Origin of the sequence: Streptomyces avidinii (assembly GCF_045161815.1) — a bacterium.
In the GTDB taxonomy this organism is placed as follows: domain Bacteria; phylum Actinomycetota; class Actinomycetes; order Streptomycetales; family Streptomycetaceae; genus Streptomyces; species Streptomyces avidinii.
Genome location: NZ_CP108863.1, coordinates 713,492 through 734,344, shown reverse-complemented (window position 1 = coordinate 734,344; position 20,853 = coordinate 713,492). Strand labels below are relative to the sequence as shown.

Below are 20,853 nucleotides of genomic sequence, written 5' to 3'. Positions count from 1 at the left end.
GGCCATTGCCCGCCGCCCGTACGGCTGGTGGAGTGCACGGTCGCGCCGCCGCCCATGCCTGGCCCTTGCACATGCCGCTGGGTATGGTGCCCCCGCGCCGCCCCCCCCGGAACCCCACCCTGCCCCGGAGTCCTCCCATGACGCTGCAGCGCCGGATCCTGATCCTGGCCACCGCCGTGGCCCTGCTCGCCGCCGTCTGCGTACTCGCCGTCGTGCGGGCCTCCTCCCACGCCGACGAGAAGGACCGCGCCAGGGCCGGCGGCCCGCGGATCACCCGGGGCGCACTCTCGCTGGCACCGGGCGACGGCGGCCGGAGGATCGTGTTCCGCAACATGGCCTGGGGGCCGCACCGGGACGAGCTCGCCACCGTCGCGGCCGGCGCGCCGGACGGCACCCGCACCGCGTCCGGGGTGAGCTGCCTGCGCTTCCACGCGGCCGGGGGTACCGGGATCTGCCTCCGGGCGGACCGCAGCGGGGTCCAGGAGGGCTATCGGGCGGTCGTCCTCGACGCCCGCCTGAAGGAGGTGTCCGCACACCCGCTGGGCGGGGTTCCCACCCGGGCCCGGGTCTCGCCCGGCGGGCACCTCGCCGCGTGGACCGTCTTCGTCGGCGGGGACTCGTACGCGGGTACGGACTTCTCCACCCGGACCTCGGTGCTCGACCTGCGCACGGGCCGGCTGGAGGCCTCGCTGGAGGACTTCACGATCCTCAAGGACGGCAGGCAGTACCGCGCCGCCGACGCCAACTTCTGGGGGGTCACCTTCACCGCCGACGAGCGGATCTTCTACGCGACCCTCGCCACCGGCGGCCGCACCCACCTGGTCCGCGGCGACCTGGCGGAACGGACCGTGACCACGCTGCGCGAGAACGTCGAGTGCCCGTCGCTGTCGCCCGACGGGACCCGGCTGGTCTTCAAGAAGCGGGTGCCGGGCCTGCCGGCGGAGGCGCCCTGGCGGCTGCACGTACTGGATCTGGCCTCCGGCGCCGAGACCCCGCTCGGCGAAGAGCGGAGCGTCGACGACCAGGTGGTGTGGATCGACGACAGGACCGTCGTCTACGCCCTGCCGGGGGACTTCGGCGCCGACCTGTACGCCCTGCCGGCCGACGGGAGCGGCGCCCCCGCCCGCCTCATGGACTCGGCCCTCGCCCCGGCCTTCCTCGGGTGAGGAGGCCGCGGCGGGAGCCGAGGGGCAGGACCGTTTTTCCGCTCTCCCGGCCGGTCGGCCGGGTTACGCGGGGATAAGGGTCTTGCGGCGCCGCTTGCGCTGAGCGCCCGCCGACAGCCTCAGCTCGATGATCGACCGTACGGTCGGCCACTCCTCGTCGAGGATCGAGTAGAAGGCGGTACTGCGGACGGCGCCGTCGAGCCCGCGCGAATGGGCCCTACGGACCCCCTCGCAGGTGAACCCCAGACGTTCCATCGCGGCCCGTGACCGGCCGTTGCGCGCATCGGCACGCAGCGAGATGCGCCGCACCCCCCAGGTCTCGAAGGCATGGCGGAGCATGAGCAGCTTCGCCTCGGTATTGATGCCGGTGCCCTGGGCGCCCGGGGACAGCCAGGTATTGCCGATCTCGGCGGCATCGGGGATCGCCGTCGCGGGATCGCCGAACGGGACACCGGGCACGGCGGGCCAGACCAGAGGCCCCTGCCAGTAGTCCAGTTCCAGGAACCGGGTCGAACCGACGACCCGCCCGTCGGTGGCTCTGACCACCGCGAACGGGAGCGATCGACCCGCAGCCTGATCGGCGAGGGCGCGGTCGATGTACTCGTGGGACGCCTGCAACCCGTGGGGTACGGGAGTGAAGGCGTAAGTCGTACGATCCTCGGCCCCGGCCACGGCCAGAGCCTCGGTGTGGTGGGGGGCGAGGGGCTCGAGCCGCACGGTGCGGCCCGCGAGGTGTACGGGTACGGGCACGGAGCCTTCGGTCCTTCTGGGCGGTGGGGTGGTTGCACAGTCTGCGTCCATGACGTCGCCCCCCGTGCAAAACACGAGTGAAAGGCAACCGGCTGTCAGGTGAACGCGAGTGGCTCAATGTAGCCCCTTAAAGTCCTCTCATGAACCCCCAATTTGGCAATGGCGTGCCACTGATTTTCGATGACTTTGGTCCCCGCGACGGAGCGCCCGTAATCCTGATCCACGGACATCCCTTCAACCGCACGATGTGGGCCCCCCAGACGGCCGCGCTGACCGCCGCCGGATACCGTGTGATCACGCCTGACCTGCGGGGATACGGGGAAAGCCCGGTGGTCCCGGGCAGGGCCCTCCTGGCGGATCTCGCGGACGATCTCGCCGCCCTGCTCGCCGGTCTGGGCATCGAACAGGTGGTCGTCGGTGGTGTGTCCATGGGCGGTCAGATCGCGATGGAGGTACGACTGCGCCACCCGGGTCTGGTACGGGCCCTGGTGCTCTCCGACACCTCCCCCGTTCCGGAGACCCCGGACGGCGCGAAGTTCCGCCGGGAGACCGCCGAACGGCTGATCGCCGAGGGCATGCGGCCCTATGCCGAAGACGTGCTCGACAAGATGCTCGCGGCCTACAACGTGATCGCCATGCCCGAGACCGCCGCACGGGTCAGCGCCATGATGTGCGCGACCGACCCCGAGGGCGCCGCCGCGGCACTGCGCGGCCGGGCCGAGCGTCCCGACTACCGTCCCGTGCTCGCCGGGGCAGCCGAGCCCTGCCTGGTCCTGGTGGGGGCCGACGACGCCTACACCCCGGTCGCGGAGGCCGAGGCCCTGCACGCGCTGCTGCCGCACTCGGTGCTCACCGTGATCGAGGGGGCCGGCCACCTGCCGGGCCTGGAGCGGCCGGAAGCCTTCAACAGGGCACTGCTGGACTTCCTCGCCGGGCTCTGAGCGGCGGGCGCGGGACCCCGGCCCGACCCGGGCCCCGCGGCGCTGAGATCATTCCCGGTATGGACGACGTACTGCGGCGACTGGCCGCCGTAGGGCCCTTCTTCACCGTCCCGTACGGGACGGAGCCGCCCGGCCCCGGCTTCCGGCCGCTCACGGCGCTCTACGGGGAGCGGCTCGGGCCGTACGTGGCCGAGGTGGGCCGGCGGATCGGCAGCGGACCCGGCCGGGTCGCCGCCTCGACCGCGCAGTTCGGGATCGTCTCCCGGCTCTGGTCGCTCGGGCTCGGGTCCGCGGCACTCGCGGGCCGGGTACCGGACCTGTCCGCCGACCGGGTGTGGTGGCGGCTGCCGGATGCCGGGTCGCTCCAGCTGTGGCTGCCCGAGCCCGGCCCCGGTCTGCCGGCCGGGGAGCTCGGGGAGAACGTCCTGGCGAACCTGGCCGTGCTGGACGCGGCGCTGCGCGAGCGCTTCGGGGTCTCGGCGAAGGTCCTGCGCGGGAACGCGGCGTCCGGGCTGGTCGGGGCGCTGCGGGTGCTGATCGACCGAGTGCCCGGCGGCGCGGCGGTGGAGCTGGCGGGCGCCCTGCTGGCCGACGGCGGGGCGCTGGCGGGCACCGGCACCTTCATCCACGAGGAGGGGCTCGGGGTGGCCTTCGTACGGCGCAGCTGCTGCCTCTACTACCAGGTGCCCGGCGGTGGGCTCTGCGGGGACTGCGTGCTGCGCTCCGGGCGGCCGGAGCGGCGGCGGCCCTGACCGCACGGGTCACCGCCGCACGCCGCCGTTCGGAGCAAGGGAGCGCGCGCCGCGCCGCGACCCGCCACGGGCCCGGCGTACGGTCCGCTGCATGACCGCTCGTACACCGCAGCCGTGCGCAGTCACCCGCCGCGCGGCCCTCACCGGGCTCGCCGCGGGCGCCGGGGCCCTCGCCGTCGGCGGCGCGGCCCGCACCGCGGCCGCCGCGCCCGAGCCGTCCACGAAGGCCGTCGACCCCACACCCGGAGCGATGGAACTCTTCGACGATCCCGGCTTCAACTTCGCGGGCCTGCTCGCACTCGGCGCCGCCGGGATGCGCGCCTCCGAGGTGGGCGAGGTACTGACCGCGGTCAACGCCATCAACGCGGCCGGTCCGTCCGAGCAGACGTTCAGCGACACCTTCCGTGCCTGGGGGGACCGGCTCGCGGCGCCCCCGGCCGCCGGCCGCCACGGTCACGAGGCTCCCTCGCAGACCCGCCGCTTCCGCTCCCTGCGGGCCTCCCAGTACTACGCGCAGGCGCTGTTCTACGTGCTCGGCACCGACCACCCCGGTGACGAGGAGGCGGTCTACCTGGCCGGGCGCAAGGCCTGGGACACCTTCACCCGGCTGTGCTCACCGGCCGCCGTCCGCGCGAAGGTCCCGTACGGCGGGACGCATCTGCCGGTGTGGTTCTTCCGCCCGGACGGTCCGGCCGAGCCGCGCCCCACCGTGATCCTCACCAACGGCAGCGACGGCCAGAACCTGGACATGTGGACCTACGGGGTGTCCGCCGCCCTCGACCGGGGCTGGAACGCCCTCGTGTACGACGGACCGGGCCAGGGGCAGCTGCTGTTCGTGGAGGAGATCCCCTTCACCACCCGCTGGGAGAAGGTGGTCGGCCCGATCGTCGACTGGCTGGACGACCGCAAGGACGTGGACAGCGGGAGGATCGCGATCACGGGCCTGAGCATGGGCGGCAACCTCGTGGCCCGCGCCGCCGCTTTCGAGCACCGGCTCGCCGCCGTCGCCTGCCAGCCGGGATGCGTCAGCCCCTGGCTGGGCTTCGACGCGGAGCTGCGCGCGATCATCACCCCCGACAAGGAGGAGACCAACCGGGTCTGGAACGAGGAGGTCGTCCCGCAGCTGACCCCGCAGCTCGCCTTCACGGTCAAGAAGCGCTTCGAGGTCTTCGACAGGCAGGCACTGCGCCAGGCCCGTGAGGGCGTCGTACTCACGGACATCTGGACCCCGGCGCAGGTGGCCATGGGGCTCGACATCACCAAGGTGGTGGGCAGGATCAAGGCTCCGACCCTCGTCCTGGACTACGACTTCGAGCTGTTCTACCCGGGCCAGCCGCAGCAGATGTACGACCTGCTGCGCACGCGGCGCGAGTACGTGAAAATGACGGAGGCCACCGGGGCGCAGTTGCACTGCTCCCCGATGGCCCCGCAGCAGCACTGCGACGTCGTCTTCGACTGGCTCGCCGACGTCCTCCAGCGCTAGGCCGTCTCTTCCGGATCTTGCCGGGCCCGCGACGCCCGGCACCGCACCCGGCCGTGTTGTCGGGGCGCCCGAGTACGTCCAGTACACGGGCGCCCCTCCGCCTTGCCGGGCACGGCACCGGACGCCGCGGACTCGGCCGAAAAGATCCGAAAGAGACGGCCTGGGCGTACGCCCGGAGGGACCTCTAGAAGGTCAGGTTCCAGGAGTCGATCTTGCCGGTGTCGCCACCGGCGTTGTCGTTGACCCGCAGCTTCCAGGTGCCGTTCGCGACCTCGGAGGAGGCGTTCACGGTGTAGACCTGGTTGATGTTGTCGGCGCTGCCGCCGGCACGGTTGTGCACGGTGTAGACAGTGCCGTCCGGGGCGATCAGGTCGACTTTGAGGTCACCGATGTAGGTGTGAACGATGTTCACGCCCACCTTGAGGGTGGCCGGGGCGTTGCCGGTGACACCGCTGACGGTGATCGGGCTCTCCACGGTGGAGTTGTCGCCGATGGCGAAGTCGCCGGCGTTCTCGAAGTACTTGCCGGGCGGCGGGGTGCTGCCGACCGCCTTCAGCGCGTCGACCTGCCCCTCGCCGAAGAAGCCGTTCTTCGCCGTGGTGCCCTTGCAACGGCTGTCCGACGGGCAGGCGACGTCATTGGCCTGGGTGGCCAGCTTGTCGCGCAGCTGCGACGGGGTGATGCCCGGGTTGGTGCTGGCCAGCAGGGCCGCCACACCGGCGACGTGCGGGGACGCCATCGACGTACCGCTCATGCTGCCGTACTTGCCGCCCGGCAGGGTGCTGTAGATGCCGGTGGTGTCGCCGCCGGGCGCCGTCACGTCGACGACGTTCAGGCCGTAGTTGGAGTACGAGGCCTTCGCGGTGGTGCCCATCGCCGAGACCGTGACCACGCCCGGGAGCTCGGTCGGGATGTCCAGGCAGGCGTTGGTGATGGTGCGGGTGACCGGCGTCGAGTCGTTCGGGCTCTCGGTGTCGGTCGTCTTGTTGGCCAGGTCGATGTTGGAGTTGCCGGCCGCCGCGACCTGCAGCGAGCCCTTGCCCTCCGCGTACTCCTGGGCGCGCTTGACGCCCTCGATGATCGCGGCCTGGTCGGCGTTGTCCGGGCAGTTGAACTGCCACGGGTCCGTGTAGTAGCTGTTGTTGGTGACCTTGAAGCCGTGGTCACCGGCCCACATGAACCCGCAGACGGTGTTTTCGGCGAAGAAGAGCGAGGAGGTCGGCTCGGCGATGCGCACCGAGGAGATCTTCACGCCCGGCGCGACGCCGATGACGCCCTTGCCGTTCTTGGCGGCGGCGACCGTACCGGCCACGTGCGTGCCGTGGGTGCCGACGTCCCGCCAGGCGCCGGTACGGGTGTCCGGCTTGCCGTAGGCGCAGGACGCGGAGTCCGCCGCGTTGAAGTTCGGGGCCAGGTCCTGGTGCTGGTCGTCCACACCGGTGTCCAGGATGCCGACCTTGACGGAGGCGGAACCGGTGGTCACGGCCCAGGCCTGGTCGGCCTTGATCTGGGTCATGTCGGCGCGGACCGGCTCGCCCGAAGGCGTCGTGGACTGCGCCGGGTTGGCGGGCAGCGCCGGGTTGTAGGCGTCCGCCGGTACGTCCGAGGTACGGGTCGCGCCGACCTGCTGGACCCCGCTCACACCGCGCATGGTGGTGGCGAAGGTGCCGGACGCGGAGTGGGCGATGACCACACCGATCGCGTCGTAGTGGTTGAACACCGTGCCGCCGTTGGCGGTGACGGCGTTGCGTACCGCCGTGGTGTCACCGGGAGCGGTGATGACGAGGTAGGCACGGGTACCGGCAACCCAGGTCGCACTCTGGGAAGTCGGGGCCGCAGCCTTGGGGGCCGCCGCCGCGGGGGCGGGGGCCGAGGAGCCGTTGGGCGAGACCGGGGCGGTGCCGGCGAGTGCGGCGGGAGCCCCGAGGACGAGTGCTGCGCCGAGCGTGGCGGCCAGCACGAGGGTACGTCGAGGTCGGCTGGATATGTGGGGTATCAATGCGTCCTCCGAAGACCCGGTGGTCAGGCCGGGTCGAACGAAACAAGTGGTGGACGCAAGATGTCATGCACACAGCCTGTTACGGAAGTACCTTTTACAGCCTGGGGGTTCGGATATCGGTGGCCGAATACCGACTATGGGTGCAAGTGCGGAGAATGCGGCGGGCCGACCGGGCTGGGCACCGTGGGGGCGAGCCCTGCCCGGTCGGCCCGCGAGGGCGTACCGGCTAGACCGGTACCCCGTCCTTGGGGTTGATCGAGGGCTGCGGCACGGAACTCGGGGTTCCGTCGGACGCGGCGGCTCCGTCGGACCCGTCGGACCCGTCGGACCCGTCGGCTCCGGGGGCTCCGGCCGCCCCGGCCGCCCCGGTGGACCGTGCGGGTTCGCCCTGCTCCTGGGCCCCGTGTCCGTCGTCGACGAGCGTGCTCTCGTCGAACGGCAGCCGTCCCGCGAGGACTTCGGAGGCCCGTGCGTGGTCGAACTCCTTCGTCCAGGTCCCGATCAGCACCGTCGCGACCGCGTTGCCCGCGAAGTTCGTCAGGGCCCGGGCCTCGCTCATGAACCGGTCGATGCCCACGATCAGGCCGACGCCGTCCACCAGTTCCGGCCGGTGCGACTGCAGTCCGCCGGCCAGGGTGGCCAGGCCCGCGCCGGTCACCCCGGCCGCACCCTTGGAAGCGATGATCATGAACAGCAGGAGCGAGATCTGCTCGCCCAGCGCGAGCGGCTTGCCCATCGCCTCGGCGACGAACAGCGAGGACATCGTCAGGTAGATCGCGGTCCCGTCCAGGTTGAAGGAGTAGCCCGTCGGAACCGTGATCCCGGTGACCGGCCGCGACACCCCCAGGTGCTCCATCTTCGCGATCAGCCGCGGCAGCGCCGACTCCGACGAGGAAGTCGACAGGATCAGCAGGAACTCCCGGCCCAGATAGCGCAGCAGGGCGAAGACGCTGACCCCGGTGCACACCCTCAGCAGCGTGCCAAGGACCACGAACACGAACAGCAGACAGGTCGTGTAGAAGCCGATCATGATGACGGCGAGGGACTTCAGCGCGTCGATGCCGGTGGCCCCGACCACCGCCGCGATCGCCCCGAAGGCGCCCACCGGCGCCGCCCACATGATCATCGCGAGTACCCGGAACACCAGCTTCTGGATGTGTCCGATGCCCCGCAGCACCGGCTCGCCCGCCGCACCCATGGCCTGGAGCGCGAACCCGCAGAGCAGCGCCACCAGCAGCGTCTGCAGCACCTCGCCCCCGGTGAAGGCCGACACCATCGTGGTCGGGATGATCCCGAGCAGGAACTCCGGCGTGCTCTCCGCCCCGCCCGCCTTGGCCTGCGCCTCGCCCGCACTGCGCGCCGCCTCGGTCAGGTGCAGCCCGCTGCCCGGATCCAGCAGGTTGCCGACCAGCAGGCCGATGGCCAGGGCCACCGTGGACATGACCATGAAGTAGCCGAGAGCGAGCCCGCCCACGGCGCCCACCTTGGCGGCCTTGCGCACGGAACCGATGCCCAGCACGATCGTGCAGAAGATCACGGGCGAGATCATCATCTTGATGAGGCTGACGAATCCGGTGCCCAGCGGTTTGAGCTCCACGGCCACGCCGGGGGCGGCGAAGCCGACGGCGATGCCGAGCAGCACCGCGCCGATCACCGCGATGTAGAGATAGTGCGTTCTGTCGCGTCTGGCGGCCACGATGCCTCCTGGTGGTGATTACGTTCGGGGAGACCATCGCCCAGGGCTGTGACCCCGGTCACCCTTGCGTTCATTGAGTTCACGACCCGGTGCACACTGAGCGCCATGTTCCGCTTCCCTCGACCCCCGCGCAGCCTCGCCGGCCAGCTCTTCGCCATGCAGGTGCTGCTGGTCGCCGTGGTCGTCGCGGGCTGCGCCGTCTTCGCGTACGCGACCGCCCGGAGCCAGGCCGAGGAGGCCGCCCGCCGCCAGGCCGGGGCCGTGGCCCTCGCGGTCGCCGACTCCCCGTCCGTCCGCGAGGCCGTCCGCGCGGCTGCGCGCGGGAGCGACCCGTCCGTCGAGCTCCAGCCCTACGCGGAGCGGGTCCGCGTGGACTCCGGGGTGAACTTCGTGACGATCATGTCCCCCGACGGGCGGCGCTGGACCCACCCCGACCCGCGCCGGATCGGCGAGCCCTTCATGGGCAACACCGCACCGGCGCTGCGCGGCGAGACCTTCAGCGAGACGTACACCGGCACCCTCGGCCCCTCCATCCGCGTGGTCACCCCGCTCCGGGACGACGGCCGGATCGTCGGCCTGGTCAGCGCGGGGATCACCGTCCGCGCCATCAGCGACCGGCTCGCCACCCAGCTCTCCGCCCTCGCCTGGGTCGCGGGCGGCGCCCTCGCCCTCGGCGGGGTGGGCACATACGTGGTCAACGCGAGGCTGCGCCGCCACACTCACGGCATGAACGCGGCCGAGCTCAGCCGGATGTACGACTACCACCAGGCGGCCCTGCACGGAGTGCGCGAGGGGCTGCTCATGCTCGACGGGCAGCGCCGGATCACCCTGATCAACGACGCCGGGCGCGAACTGCTGGCCCTGCCGGGCGATGTCACCGGTAGCGGGGTCGCGGACCTCGGTCTGCCGGCCCCGCTCACCGGGGCCCTGCTCGCCGACCGGCCCCGCGTGGACGAGGTGCACCTGACCGAGGACCGGGTGCTGGTGGTCAACAGCTCGCCGGTCGCGGGCGGCGGCCGCCGGGGCACCGTCGTCACCCTGCGCGACCACACGGAACTCCAGGCACTGACCGGCGAGCTGGACCACGAGCGGGGGTTCACCCAGGCGCTGCGCTCCCAGGCCCACGAGGCCGCGAACCGGCTGCACACCGTGGTCTCGCTCATCGAACTCGGCCGTGCGGACGAGGCGGTCGACTTCGCCACCGCCGAGCTGGAACTCGCCCAGGCACTCACCGACGAGGTGGTCACGGCGGTGGGCGAGCCGGTGCTGGTGGCGCTGCTGCTGGGCAAGGCCGCCCAGGCGCACGAGCGGGGCGTCGAGCTGGTGGTCACCGCCGACAGCCGCAGCCTCGCCGAGGGGGGCGGGCTGCCCCCGGCCCGGGACCTGGTCACCGTGCTGGGCAACCTCATCGACAACGCGGTCGACGCGCTCACCGCCGTTCCGGGTGCGCGGATCGCGGTGACGCTGCGGCCGGAGCCGGAGGAGCTGCTGCTGCGGGTCGCGGACAACGGACCCGGGCTGCCCGAGGGAGTGGACGTCTTCCGCCGGGGCTGGTCCGGCAAGGGGGAGGGCCGCGGCCTCGGCCTCGCACTGGTCCGGCAGGTGGCCGAGCGCTGCGGAGGCACCGTGGTTGCCGGGCAGGGCCCGGGCGGTGGAGCGGAGTTCACGGTCCGCCTGCCGATCGCAGCCGCACCCGGGGCGGACCCGGCCGACGTGCCCGCCCCGGCGGACCTGGCCGATCCGGCGGACGCGGCGGGCTCGCGGTGAGCGGGGGCGAGGTGCGCGTGCTGGTCGTCGAGGACGACCCGGTGGCGGCCGACGCGCACGCGCTGTACGTCGGCCGGGTGCCCGGCTTCACGGCCGTCGGCACCGTCCACTCGCTCGCCGGGGCCACCCGCTTCCTGGAACGGACCCGCGTCGACCTGCTCCTGCTCGACCTCGGTCTGCCCGACGGGCACGGCCTGCGCTTCGCGCGCGGGCTGCGTGCCGCGGGTCATCCTGTCGACGTGATCGTGGTGACCTCCGCGCGGGATCTGGCCGTGGTCCGCGAGAGCGTCTCGCTCGGCGTGGTCCAGTACGTGCTGAAGCCGTTCGCCTTCCCCACCCTGCGCGAACGGCTCCTGCGCTACGCCGAGTTCCGCCAGACGGCGGGAGAGGCGGCCGGGCAGGACGACGTGGACCGGGCGATGGCCGCCCTGCGCGCACCCCGCCCGGCCGAGCTCCCCAAGGGGCTGAGCGCGCCGACCCTGGACCGGGTCGCCGCCCTGCTGCGGGCGGCGCCCGAGGGACTGACGTCGGCGGGGGCGGCCGAGGCGGCGGGGATCTCCCGGATCACCGCGCGCCGGTACCTGGAGCACCTGGTGGACACCGGCCGCGCGGACCGGACCCCCCGGTACGGCCAGGTCGGCCGCCCCGAACTGCACTACCGCTGGCTGGCGGCGACCGGTTCGGTGTCGAAGGTGTAGAACTTCCGGTGATCCAGCATGTCCGCCGGGGTCACGTTGTTCCAGGGCCGCATGGTGTCGTTCAGGTCGACGACGTTCTGCGTGCCCGCGCCCGGCAGGTACGTGGACTGGGGGTGCTTGGCCTGCCACTCGGCCCACAGCTTGTCGATGAAGGCGTGGTGCATCCAGAACACCGGGTCGTTGGGGGAGACCCCGGTGGACATCTGCCCGCCGACCCACACGTGCACCCGGTTGTGCAGGTTGGCGCCGCGCCAGCCCTCCAGGTGGTTGCGGAAGCCGTTGGAGGAGCTGTTCCAGGGCGCCATGTCGTAGACCGGCATGGCGAGGACGGCGTCCACCTCGGCCCTGGTCGGCAGCTGGGCGACGGAGGTGCCGAGATCGCGGCGCAGGTAGGCGCGCCCGTCCACCCGCACGTTTACGTTCCACTTGCCCGTCGCGTATGCGAACGGTCCGTCCATGACCTGGCCGTCGCGGGCCCGCCCGGTGCCGCCGAGGAAGTCGGGGGCCCAGAGGGAGGAGCGGGAGGTGCGGTCCGCCGTCCAGTCCCAGTAGGGCAGCGCGAGGCTCGCGTCCACTTTCTGCAGCGCCTCCTCGAACTCCAGGAGGAAGCGCCGGTGCCACGGCAGGAAGGAGGGCGAGCGGTGGCCGACCCGGTCGCCCGAGTCGGTGTCGCTCATGATGAAGCCGTTGTGGGTGGTGACGAAGCGGTCGTAGCTGCCGTTCCGCTTGAGCTCCTGCAGGGCCGAGGTGAAGGCGCGCTTCTCCGCGGGCGTCAGCGTGGCCTGGTTCTTGCGTACGGTCATGCCGCACCTCCGAAGGGAACGAGGGCGGCGCCCTGGAGATCACGGACTGCGGCACGGGCGAGGAGCTTCGGGTCGGCGAAGGTCTCGTAGTGGTTGATCACGCTGATCCACGTGCCATCGGCGTTGCGCATGATGTGCAGTTCCCTGCCGTCTATTCGGACGGTGGGCTGGCCCGGGGAGTGGTGGCCGCCGTGGTGGCCGCCCCCGCCCGGGGTGATCTGGATACGACGGCCCTGGTAGACCTCGTCGACCGTGCCCGGGGTGGTGGGCTCGGCGGGAGTCGCGGCGGCGCTTGTGGCGCCCGCGGCAGCGGCGGTCAGACCAAGGGCGGTGAGGGCACCGGCAGTTGTCCCCAAGGCCTGACGGCGAGTGATCTTCTTCATGGCATGAAGAGGTATCAGTGCGGGGGAGAGGCTTGGCCTGTATCCGGACATGGATGGATAAGTTGCCGGTAGAACAAGTTGGATGATCTTCCCGTCCGGAGCGGCTCCGGGGGTCCGAACGGGAAGATCTGCGGCGCTGAGTCTACGGGACAGTAATTCTTTCGGCGGTCCGGGGGTCGTATGGGCAGGGTCACATCACAGAGTCGGCCGGAAGCAGAGCGTCAGCGCACCTTCGCAGCCTGTTACGGGCTCTGCCGCATCGGCGGTGCGACCTCACCTCGCTCGGCTACCCGATCTCATCCCTGATCGGGGATGTTTGTCACTTATAGTCCCGATATGGCTCTTCATGAGACGAAGGACGTACGCGTTCAGGACGCCGATACGGACGTGTTCGCGTCCACGCTGAGCGGCCAGATCCTCCCCAAGTACAAAATTCCTGAGGACCACTCACCGACCGAGGTCGTCTACGAGCTGCTCCGCAACGAGCTGCTCCTGGACGGCAACGCGGCCCAGAACCTGGCCACCTTCTGCACCACCTGGTCGGACGAGGGCGTGCACCGTCTGATGAACGTCTGCCTCGACAAGAACATGATCGACAAGGACGAGTACCCGCAGACCGCCGAGATCGAGTCCCGCTGCGTCAACATCCTGGCCGACCTGTGGAACGCCCCCGCCGGCGCCACCGGAGCCGGCTGCTCCACCACCGGCTCCAGCGAGGCAGCCATGCTCGGCGGCCTCGCGCTCAAATGGCGGTGGCGCGAGCGCCGCCGCGCCGATGGCCTGCCCACCGACCGCCCCAACCTCGTGTGCGGCCCGGTCCAGATCTGCTGGGAGAAGTTCGCCCGCTACTTCGACGTCGAACTGCGCCAGGTCCCCCTGGAGGCCGGCGCCACCGGCCTGCAGGCCCACCAGCTCGCCCCGTACGTCGACGAGAACACCATCGGCGTCGTCGCCATCCTCGGCGTCACCTACACCTGTGACTACGAGCCCGTCGCCGAACTCGCCGCCGAGCTCGACCGGATCCAGGCCGAGCACGGCTGGGACATCCCCATCCACGTGGACGGCGCGAGCGGCGGCTTCGTCGCACCCTTCCTCCACCCCGACGTGGTGTGGGACTTCCGGCTGCCGCGCGTCGCCTCCATCAACACCTCCGGCCACAAGTACGGGCTCGCGCCCCTCGGGGTCGGCTGGATCGTCTGGCGCACCGCCGACCTCCTCCCGGCCGACCTCGTCTTCAACGTGGACTACCTGGGCGGCGACATGCCGACCTTCGCGCTCAACTTCTCCCGCCCCGGCGGCGAGATCATCGCGCAGTACTACCTCTTCCTGCGGCTGGGCCGGGCCGGCTACCGGCGCGTCCAGGAAGCCTGCGCCGACACCGCCCAGTACCTCGCCCGGCAGATCGCCGACATGGGCCCCTTCACCCTCCTCTACGACGGCCGGGGCGCCCTGCCCGCCGTCTCGTACAAGCTCACCGACCCGGACGCCGCCGGCTTCAGCCTCTACGACCTCTCCGACCGGCTGCGCATGCGCGGATGGCAGGTGCCCTCGTACCCGCTGCCCGCCGACCGCGACGACACGGTCATCCAACGCGTCCTCGTCCGGCACGGCGTGACCCGCGACCAGATGGCCCTGCTCGCCACCGACCTGCGCGCGGCCGTGGAACACCTGGAGGCCACGCCCCCGCCCGTCCCGGCCACCGAGCCGCGCTCCGGCTTCCATCACTAGGTCGTCTCTGCCGGGAGGCCCGTGGAGAGGCGGCGGCATGACGGAGGACCCGTCCGACGTGTGGGCGGAAGGGGACGCATACGAGCGCTACATGGGCCGCTGGAGCCGTCAGGTCGCCGAGGTGTTCGTGGCGCGGCTCGGCGGCAGGAGCGGTCTGCGGTGGCTGGACGTGGGCTGCGGAACGGGAGCGCTGACCGAGGTGGTGGCCGCCCGCTGCCGGCCCCGCGTCGTACTGGGGCTGGACCGGTCCCCCGGCTTCCTGCGCGCGGCCCGGGCCGGCGCCCCACAGCCGGCCCGCTTCGCCGTGGCCGACGCCCTGGTGCTGCCGGTCGCCGACGCGGCGTTCGATGCGGTCGTCAGCGGGCTGGCCCTCAACTTCCTCGACCCGGCGCGGGCGACGGCCGAGGCCGTCCGGGTGGTTCGCCCGGGCGGGCTGGTCGCCTCGTACGTGTGGGACTACCCCGAGGGCATGGCCTTCCTGCGCCGCTTCTGGGACGCCGCGGTCGCGCTCGATCCGGCGGCCCGCGCACTGGACGAGGGCAGGCGGTTCGCGCAGTGCCGCCCCGGCCCGCTGCGCGCCCTCTGGGCCGGGGCGGGGCTCGTCGACGTGACGGTCACCCCGATCGAGGTGCCCACCGCCTTCGCCGGTTTCGCCGACCTCTGGGAGCCCTTCCTCTGCGGCCAGGGACCGGCTCCCGGCTATGTCGCCGCCCTCGCCCCGGCCGCCCGGGACCGGCTGCGCGCGCGGCTCGCGGGGCTCCTCCCCACCGGCCCGGACGGCTCGGTCACCCTCTCCGCCCGCGCCTGGGCGGTCCGGGGCCGGCGCCCGTGACCCATGTGCGTACCGGCCCGGGCCGCACCGCGCCTCCCGCGCCTCCTACCGCGCGCCGAAGTTCTGCGTCCACCAGGGGCCGCCCGAGCCCTGGTGGATACCGACGCCGATGTCCTTGAAGGAGCAGTTGAGGATGTTCGCGCGGTGGCCCGGGCTCTTCATCCAGGAGTCCATGACGGACTGAGCCGTCTGCTGGCCCCGCGCGATGTTCTCCCCGTAGGTCGACCAGCGGTACCCGGCCGCGGTGGTCCGGTCGCCCGGGTCCTTGCCGTCGGGGCTGGTGTGCGCGAAGAAGTCCCGGGCCGCCATGTCGTCGGAGTGCCCCTGCGCGGCCGCGCGCAGCTGCGAGTCCTCCTTGAGGGGGCCGCAGCCCGCCGCCGCCCGCTCGCTGTTGACCAGGGCCACGACCTGGCCTGCCACGCCCGACGGCGGGGCCGGTGCCGGCTTGGCCGCCGAGGCCCGCGGGCTCGGGGACTTGCTCTTGGACGGGGTCGGGCTCGGGCTCGCCGACGGGCTCGGCGAGGCGGAGGCCGACGGGGAGGGCGAAGGGGGCACGGAGGGTGAGGCCGACTCCGAGGGCAGCCCGGCGGATTCCGTCGCCGAGAGCGCGGCCAGCGGGGTGGCGGGCGCGGCGGCGCCCTCCTTCGTGTCGCCCGAACCGGGCAGCCCGCCGAGGTACACGAGCCCGCCGCCCGCGACGCAGGCGGCGAGGACCGCACCGCCCACCACCCGGCGCCGGCTCTGCCGGCGCCTGCGCAGCACGCCGCGGCCACCGCCGCCCGTGCCTGCGACCGGGGTGAGCTGGGTCGCCGCGTCGGTGACCGGGGTGAGCTGGGTCGCCGCGTCGGCGAAGCCCGGGTCGAAGCCGTCGGCGAAGGCAACGCTCGCGGGGGCGAAGCCGGCCGCCCCCGCCGACTTGACCCCTGCCAGCAGGGCCGCCGAGACGGGTACCAGGGCCAGACCGGCCAGCAGCCCCTCAGCCGGAACCAGTCCGCTCCACAGGCCGGAGCACCGTACGCATTCACGGGCGTGGCGGGCTATTCGCTTGCGCCACAGCGCCGAGGGCTGCCCGTCCCAGCCCGCCATCACGGTCCGCAGCTCCTGGCACGCCGGCTGGGTGTCCAGCGCACGCTCCACCACGCGCGCCGACTCCAGCTGGGCCTTCATCCGCTGCACCCGGACCGCCGTGTGCTGCGGGGACAGTTCCAGCGCGCCGGCCACCTCCGCCCGGGTCAGCTCCCCGGCGCACTCCAGCCACCACAGGGACAGCAGTGCCCGGTCCTCGGGCTCCAGCCAGCGGGTGGCCCGGGCCGTCTCGCGCCGCTGGCCGGCGAGGTTGAGGCGGGCGACGGTCAGGTCGACGAAGTCGGCACCCGGGTCGGCGATATCGCTCGCCGACTCCAGCGTGCTCTCGCCGAAACCACTCTGCCGGGCCTGCCAGTGCGCCCGCACCCGGTTCATCGCTATCGCGACCAGCCAGGACCGGAAGCTCTCGTCCACCCGCAGGCCGCCCAGCCCGTCGAGCGCCCGCAGCATGGTGTCCTGCACCACGTCGTCCACGTCGCACGACCCGCCCAGGGCTCGTCCGACGATGTTGTAGACGAGCGGGAGATGGGCGCCGACGAGCTCGTCCTGCGCATGGGGGTCACCCGCGCGGGCCGCTGCCACGAGTGCTGCGGTGTGCTGAGTAGTCATGTGATGTTCCCTGTCCGTACCGGCGGTCGATGATGCCCGATACCTGGGAGACCTGCGACCGGGGCGTCGATAACAGTTATCCCGAAGAATCTTCCCGAAGACCGTTTTCGGACCTCCATTCGGGGGTCACAGCAGCGGAGCCAGGGCCTCCGCGGCCGCGCACAGGGCCGGCGCGTAGGACTCGATCTCCTCGCGGGAGACCAGGAACGTGACGGTGGTGACGCTGACCCCGCCGACCGGCCGTCCCGTCGGCCCGAGGATCGGCGCGCCGATGCAGCGGATGGTGGGCTCGTTCTCCTCGTCGTCCAGGGCGAAGCCCCGGGCGCGGACCGCCGCCAGTTGGCCGTACAGGGCTCCCGTGGTGGTGAGCGTCTGCGGGGTGCGGCGCGGCAGCCCGGTGGCGCCGATCAGCTCCCGTACCTCGTCGGCGGTCAGGTGGGCCAGGATGCTCTTGCCGATCGCGGTCGTGTGCAGCGGCATGCGCATGCCCACCCGGGACGCCGTGCGGAAGGGCTGGTCCTCGCCGCCCTCCAGCTTGCGGATGTAGGTGATGGTCTCCCCGCTGTGCAGGGCGAGATGGACCGTCTGGCCGGTGGCCCGCCGCAGTTCGCCGAGGATGCGCCCGATGGTCGCCGGTTCCCCGGCGCCGACGAGGGCGGCGAGCCCGCGCAGTCGCGGCCCCGCGCCGTACCGGCTGTCGGCCTCCTGGCGTACGAAGCCCTGGTCGATCAGCGAGGCCAGGATGCGGAACGTGCTCGACTTGGGCACTGCCGCTGCCGCCGTCAGATCGGCCAGCCGGTGCGGCCCGCCGGGCGCGGCCACCGCTTCCAGGACGCGCAGGGACTTCTCCAGGGCGGAACCGGCTGCGGAGGTCCGCCCCGTCCGCCCTGCCGGCCCGGTCCCGGCGGTCCCGGCGGTCCTGCCGATCCCGCCGGTCCGCGCCGAACGTCCGTCCGCTGCCGCTTCATCCATTGACACAGGCGCTCCTGACGTGGGTAGGGTCTAGACCACACGGTTCCGTCATACGGTACGCCGTTCCACTAGGTGGAACAATCGGGGAGGGTTCATGCCTGACCACCTGTACGCGGTGCTCGCCGCCCAGCGCGTGCTGCCCGTGCTGCGCGACACCGACGCCGACGAGGCCGTCCGCCACACCACCGCCCTGCTCGCCGCCGGCTGCCGCGCGGTCGAACTCACCACCTCCACCCCGGGCTGGGCCGCCGCCGTCACCCGCACCGCCCCGCTGAGCGACGTCCACGGCCGCCCCGCCCTCATCGGCGTCGGCACGGTCACCACCACCGCGCAGGCCGAGACCGCTCTGGACGCGGGCGCCGCATTCCTGGTCTCCCCGTACCCGGCCCCCGAGGTCCGCGCCGTCGCCGTACGCCGCGAAGCCGTCTTCATCGAGGGCGGGTTCACCCCCGGCGAGATCGCCACCGCCGCCCGGGCCGCCGGAGCCGCCAAGGTCTTCCCGGCCCACGTGGGAGGCCCCGGCTTCCTGCGCTCCCTCAGGGCCGTGCTGCCCGAGGCCGTGATCATCCCGACCGGCGGCATCCGGCCCGCCGAGGTGCCCGAGTGGCTCGCCGCGGGTGCCACGGCCGTCGGCATCGGCGGCGGCCTGCCGTCCGATCCCGCCGAACTGGCCGCCGTGTTCGCCCCGGTGGCCGCCACGGGCGGCGCGCCCCACGGCACCGCCACGGAGCGCTGACCGTGCCCGGACGACCCGCCACGCACTACGACGTCCTCGTCCTCGGCGAGGTACTGGTCGAGATCCACGCGGGCACCGCCCTGCGCGAAGCCGCCGACGGCACGCCGGCCCGCATCTCCTACTCCGGGGACGCCCTCAATGCGGCGGCCGCCGCGGCCGCGGCCGGCGCCCGGACCGCCCTGCTCGCCGTGGTCGGCGACGACGAGCTCAGCGTCCCGCTGCTGCGCCGGGCCGCCGAGCTCGGCGTGGACGTCTCCCACGTCCGCCGCGCCCCGCACCCCAACGGCGCCTATCTGCTCTCCGCCGACACCGACGGCGACCGGGAGTTCGTCTACTGGCGCACGCGCAGCGCCGGATCCACCCTGGGACCTGGGCACATCGCATCCTGGCGGGAGCTGCTCACCGGCTGCCGCGCCCTCATCACCAGCGGCATCACCGGCGCCCTGTCGCCGAGCAGCCGCGACGCCGTACTGGCCGCGGCCCACCTCGTCCACGGGGCGGGCGGGCACGTGACGTACGACCCCAACTTCCGCAAGCGGCTGACCGGCCGGGCCGAGGCCCGGGAGCTGCTGGCCCGGATCGCGCCGCTGAGCGGACTCCTCAAGACCTCCTGCCCGGCCGACGCGCTGGCCCTCGTGGACACTGCCGAGCCGCACGCCGCCGCCACCCGCTGCCGCGCGCTGGGCGCCCGTACGGTCGTGGTCACCGCGGGCGCCGACCGGTTGCTGCTGGACGACGGCACGGGGGCCGTGTACCTCCCCGTGCCCGTCAACCCCGAACCGGTGGACGCGACCGGCGCGGGCGACTGCTTCACCGGCACCACCACAGCCCGCCTCACCCTCGGCGACCCCCTCGCGGACGCCGTGGCGTACGGCATGGCCGCGGCTTCCCTCTCGGTGTCCGGACGCGGCGGCACCGGCCGCGTACCGGCCTTCGGCGAGACGGCCGCGCTGGCGGCAGCCCAACGGCCGACCGGCGCTGCCCGCCCACGGTCTCCGGCCCCGTGACCCAGGTGGAGGGGCGCCGCCGGGCCGGATGGTGTTCCGCGGCCCGGCGGCGCCGGTTTCGGGCGGCCCGGGTCAGCGGCCGCGCAGGCCCCGGTCGACGGCCGTCATCAGCTCGCCGTCGGAGGTGTCCGCGTCGAGCGACCAGAACATCGCACCGCCGAGGCCGTGTTCGCGGATGTACCCGGTCTTGGTGCGCAGCACCTGCGGGTCGTCGTACGTCCACAGGGTGGTGCCGTCGAAGAGCCAGGCGTGGCCGCCGCGCCGGTCCCGGTGGATCGTGTATGTGCCGGAGTCGGCGAGCTTCTTCAGCGCCTTGTAGTCCTCGTACCCGGCGGACCAGGTGGCCGGTGCCGGGCCCGTGGCCGGCTGGCCCATGCCGTCCCCGCCACCACTGACGCCGGTCCAGCCCTGACCGTAGAACGGCATGCCCATCACCAGTTTGCTCGCGGGCGCGCCGCGCCGGAGCCAGGCGTCCACCGTGCCGTCGACGCTGAAGTCGTCCCGGGCGCGGAGTGCGGACTGCTGAGCGGTCCTCGGTTCGCCGGAGACGTGGAAGTCGTAGCCCTGGAGGGTCACGAAGTCGAGATCGCGCATGATCCGGCGGACGTCGAAGCCGGCGTCGATCTTGGCGGGGGCGGTCGGGACGAACGCGGTCAGCTCGTACGTGGTCTTCTTCTTCTGGCTCCGCGCGTACGCGTCGAGCTGCGTGCGGAACTCCTTGACGAGCGCGGTGAAGTTCTGCTTGTCCTCGGGCCGGTACTTCGTGTCGGTGTCACCCGCGGAACCGGGCCACTCCCAGTCGAGGTCGATCCCGTCGAAGACACCGGCGGCCGCTCCGGCTCCGCCGCGGGCGCCGTCCTGGGGAAGGTTGCCCTTGATGTAGAGGTCGATGCAGGACTCGACGAAGGCCTTGCGGGAGGCCGGGGTGAGCGCGGCGTCCGAGAAGTGGGTGGACCAGCTCCAGCCGCCCAGCGAGATCAGCACCTTGAGCCCGGGGTGCTTGGCCTTGAGCTCGCGCAGCTGGTTGAAGTTCCCGGCGAGCGGCTGCTCGCCGGTGTCGGCCACCCCGTCGACGGAGTTCGCGGCGTCGAGCGGGCGCACGTAGTCGGCCCAGGCGTCGGCTTCGCCGGGCACGTTCCCGGTGAAGCACTTGCCCTGCGGACTGACGTTGCCGAAGGCGTAGTTGATGTGGGTCAGCTTTCCGGCGGAGCCGTTCGCCTCCAGGTCCTGGACCTGGAAGTCCCGTCCGTAGACGCCCCATTGGGTGAAGTAGCCGACCTTCTTGTACGGACGGTCGTGGCCGCCGTCGGCCTGCGCGGCGGCGGCGGGCGCGAAGGCGGTCAGCAGGGAGAGGGAGCAGGCGGCGACGGCCAGCCTGCCGAGCATGCTGCGGCGCATGGGCTTCCTTTGCGGATGCGGGGAGCGGGGCGTGTGCGCGTGCGCTG

General features: G+C 72.6%; 18 protein-coding genes. 10 read left to right on the top strand and 8 right to left on the bottom strand.

What is annotated here, in order from left to right; translation table 11 throughout:
- Positions 1 to 137: 137 nt before the first annotated feature.
- Positions 138 to 1,166, top strand: a complete 1,029-nt coding sequence (locus OG373_RS03435; protein ID WP_405435740.1) for a TolB family protein — start codon at positions 138 to 140, stop codon at positions 1,164 to 1,166.
- Positions 1,167 to 1,229: 63 nt separating this feature from the next.
- Here the strand turns inward: OG373_RS03435 and OG373_RS03430 are convergent, their stop codons facing one another.
- A complete protein-coding gene (locus OG373_RS03430) occupies positions 1,230 to 1,916 on the bottom strand; it encodes a GNAT family N-acetyltransferase (protein WP_405435738.1) in 687 nt (228 codons plus the stop codon).
- Positions 1,917 to 2,056: 140 nt separating this feature from the next.
- Here OG373_RS03430 and OG373_RS03425 point away from each other — a divergent pair, with 140 nt between their 5' ends.
- The 3 genes from OG373_RS03425 to OG373_RS03415 all read left to right on the top strand — a co-directional run bounded on the left by OG373_RS03425 (position 2,057) and on the right by OG373_RS03415 (position 5,092).
- Positions 2,057 to 2,857 carry an alpha/beta fold hydrolase gene (locus tag OG373_RS03425; RefSeq protein ID WP_405435736.1) on the top strand — a complete coding sequence of 267 codons (801 nt, stop codon included), beginning with the start codon at positions 2,057 to 2,059 and terminating at the stop codon, positions 2,855 to 2,857.
- 59 nt (positions 2,858 to 2,916) lie between these two features.
- A complete protein-coding gene (locus OG373_RS03420; protein WP_405435734.1) occupies positions 2,917 to 3,609 on the top strand; it encodes a (2Fe-2S)-binding protein in 693 nt (230 codons plus the stop codon).
- Between the two features lie 91 nt (positions 3,610 to 3,700).
- Positions 3,701 to 5,092 carry an alpha/beta hydrolase family protein gene (locus OG373_RS03415; protein ID WP_405435733.1) on the top strand — a complete coding sequence of 464 codons (1,392 nt, stop codon included), beginning with the start codon at positions 3,701 to 3,703 and terminating at the stop codon, positions 5,090 to 5,092.
- Between the two features lie 184 nt (positions 5,093 to 5,276).
- Here the strand turns inward: OG373_RS03415 and OG373_RS03410 are convergent, their stop codons facing one another.
- A complete protein-coding gene (locus OG373_RS03410; protein ID WP_405435731.1) occupies positions 5,277 to 7,052 on the bottom strand; it encodes a S8 family peptidase in 1,776 nt (591 codons plus the stop codon).
- Between the two features lie 265 nt (positions 7,053 to 7,317).
- A complete protein-coding gene (locus OG373_RS03405) occupies positions 7,318 to 8,787 on the bottom strand; it encodes a cation:dicarboxylate symporter family transporter (protein WP_405435729.1) in 1,470 nt (489 codons plus the stop codon).
- Positions 8,788 to 8,892: 105 nt separating this feature from the next.
- Between OG373_RS03405 and OG373_RS03400 the strand changes: the two genes are divergently transcribed.
- Both OG373_RS03400 and OG373_RS03395 read left to right on the top strand, forming a co-directional pair.
- On the top strand, positions 8,893 to 10,554 hold the full coding sequence (locus OG373_RS03400; protein ID WP_405435728.1) for an ATP-binding protein: 1,662 nt from the start codon (positions 8,893 to 8,895) through the stop codon (positions 10,552 to 10,554).
- A complete protein-coding gene (locus tag OG373_RS03395) occupies positions 10,551 to 11,252 on the top strand; it encodes a response regulator (protein ID WP_405435726.1) in 702 nt (233 codons plus the stop codon). Before OG373_RS03400 ends, OG373_RS03395 begins: the two co-directional genes overlap by 4 nt.
- Here the strand turns inward: OG373_RS03395 and OG373_RS03390 are convergent.
- Positions 11,210 to 12,055, bottom strand: coding sequence for a tyrosinase family protein (locus tag OG373_RS03390; RefSeq protein ID WP_405435724.1), 846 nt, complete (start codon positions 12,053 to 12,055; stop codon positions 11,210 to 11,212). The two genes, OG373_RS03395 and OG373_RS03390, sit on opposite strands and share 43 nt — an antisense overlap.
- On the bottom strand, positions 12,052 to 12,438 hold the full coding sequence (locus tag OG373_RS03385; protein WP_397739415.1) for an apotyrosinase chaperone MelC1: 387 nt from the start codon (positions 12,436 to 12,438) through the stop codon (positions 12,052 to 12,054). The genes OG373_RS03390 and OG373_RS03385 overlap by 4 nt, the downstream gene beginning before the upstream one ends.
- A gap of 336 nt (positions 12,439 to 12,774) precedes the next feature.
- On the opposite strand from OG373_RS03385, the gene OG373_RS03380 reads away from it, so the two are divergent.
- Entirely contained in the window at positions 12,775 to 14,166 is a 1,392-nt protein-coding gene (locus OG373_RS03380) for a glutamate decarboxylase (RefSeq protein WP_405435723.1), read from the top strand.
- Between the two features lie 37 nt (positions 14,167 to 14,203).
- Positions 14,204 to 14,998: a class I SAM-dependent methyltransferase gene (locus tag OG373_RS03375; RefSeq protein WP_405435722.1), complete on the top strand. Its 795-nt coding sequence runs from the start codon at positions 14,204 to 14,206 to the stop codon at positions 14,996 to 14,998.
- Positions 14,999 to 15,043: 45 nt separating this feature from the next.
- On the opposite strand, the gene OG373_RS03370 is transcribed toward OG373_RS03375, so the two are convergent.
- Positions 15,044 to 16,693, bottom strand: coding sequence for a sigma-70 family RNA polymerase sigma factor (locus tag OG373_RS03370; protein ID WP_405435720.1), 1,650 nt, complete (start codon positions 16,691 to 16,693; stop codon positions 15,044 to 15,046).
- 126 nt (positions 16,694 to 16,819) lie between these two features.
- Complete coding sequence (locus OG373_RS03365; protein WP_405435718.1) at positions 16,820 to 17,665, bottom strand: IclR family transcriptional regulator; 846 nt, start codon at positions 17,663 to 17,665, stop codon at positions 16,820 to 16,822.
- Positions 17,666 to 17,759: 94 nt separating this feature from the next.
- Between OG373_RS03365 and OG373_RS03360 the strand changes: the two genes are divergently transcribed.
- Together OG373_RS03360 and OG373_RS03355 are read left to right on the top strand one after the other, a co-directional pair.
- Positions 17,760 to 18,401 carry a bifunctional 4-hydroxy-2-oxoglutarate aldolase/2-dehydro-3-deoxy-phosphogluconate aldolase gene (locus OG373_RS03360; protein WP_405435716.1) on the top strand — a complete coding sequence of 214 codons (642 nt, stop codon included), beginning with the start codon at positions 17,760 to 17,762 and terminating at the stop codon, positions 18,399 to 18,401.
- Between the two features lie 2 nt (positions 18,402 to 18,403).
- Entirely contained in the window at positions 18,404 to 19,408 is a 1,005-nt protein-coding gene (locus OG373_RS03355) for a sugar kinase (protein ID WP_405435714.1), read from the top strand.
- Positions 19,409 to 19,480: 72 nt separating this feature from the next.
- Here the strand turns inward: OG373_RS03355 and OG373_RS03350 are convergent, their stop codons facing one another.
- Positions 19,481 to 20,806 (bottom strand): glycoside hydrolase family 18 protein, encoded by a 1,326-nt coding sequence (locus OG373_RS03350; RefSeq protein ID WP_405435712.1) that lies wholly within the window; start codon positions 20,804 to 20,806, stop codon positions 19,481 to 19,483.
- Positions 20,807 to 20,853 lie beyond the last annotated feature (47 nt).

Coding starts and splice junctions, on each gene's coding strand:
- OG373_RS03435 (WP_405435740.1), top strand. CDS start 138: ATGACGCTGCAGCGCCGGATCCTGATCCTGGCCACCGCCGTGGCCCTG.
- OG373_RS03425 (WP_405435736.1), top strand. CDS start 2,057: ATGAACCCCCAATTTGGCAATGGCGTGCCACTGATTTTCGATGACTTT.
- OG373_RS03420 (WP_405435734.1), top strand. CDS start 2,917: ATGGACGACGTACTGCGGCGACTGGCCGCCGTAGGGCCCTTCTTCACC.
- OG373_RS03415 (WP_405435733.1), top strand. CDS start 3,701: ATGACCGCTCGTACACCGCAGCCGTGCGCAGTCACCCGCCGCGCGGCC.
- OG373_RS03400 (WP_405435728.1), top strand. CDS start 8,893: ATGTTCCGCTTCCCTCGACCCCCGCGCAGCCTCGCCGGCCAGCTCTTC.
- OG373_RS03390 (WP_405435724.1), bottom strand. CDS start 12,055: ATGACCGTACGCAAGAACCAGGCCACGCTGACGCCCGCGGAGAAGCGC.
- OG373_RS03385 (WP_397739415.1), bottom strand. CDS start 12,438: ATGAAGAAGATCACTCGCCGTCAGGCCTTGGGGACAACTGCCGGTGCC.
- OG373_RS03380 (WP_405435723.1), top strand. CDS start 12,775: ATGGCTCTTCATGAGACGAAGGACGTACGCGTTCAGGACGCCGATACG.
- OG373_RS03375 (WP_405435722.1), top strand. CDS start 14,204: ATGACGGAGGACCCGTCCGACGTGTGGGCGGAAGGGGACGCATACGAG.
- OG373_RS03370 (WP_405435720.1), bottom strand. CDS start 16,693: ATGACTACTCAGCACACCGCAGCACTCGTGGCAGCGGCCCGCGCGGGT.
- OG373_RS03365 (WP_405435718.1), bottom strand. CDS start 17,665: ATGGATGAAGCGGCAGCGGACGGACGTTCGGCGCGGACCGGCGGGATC.
- OG373_RS03360 (WP_405435716.1), top strand. CDS start 17,760: ATGCCTGACCACCTGTACGCGGTGCTCGCCGCCCAGCGCGTGCTGCCC.
- OG373_RS03350 (WP_405435712.1), bottom strand. CDS start 20,806: ATGCGCCGCAGCATGCTCGGCAGGCTGGCCGTCGCCGCCTGCTCCCTC.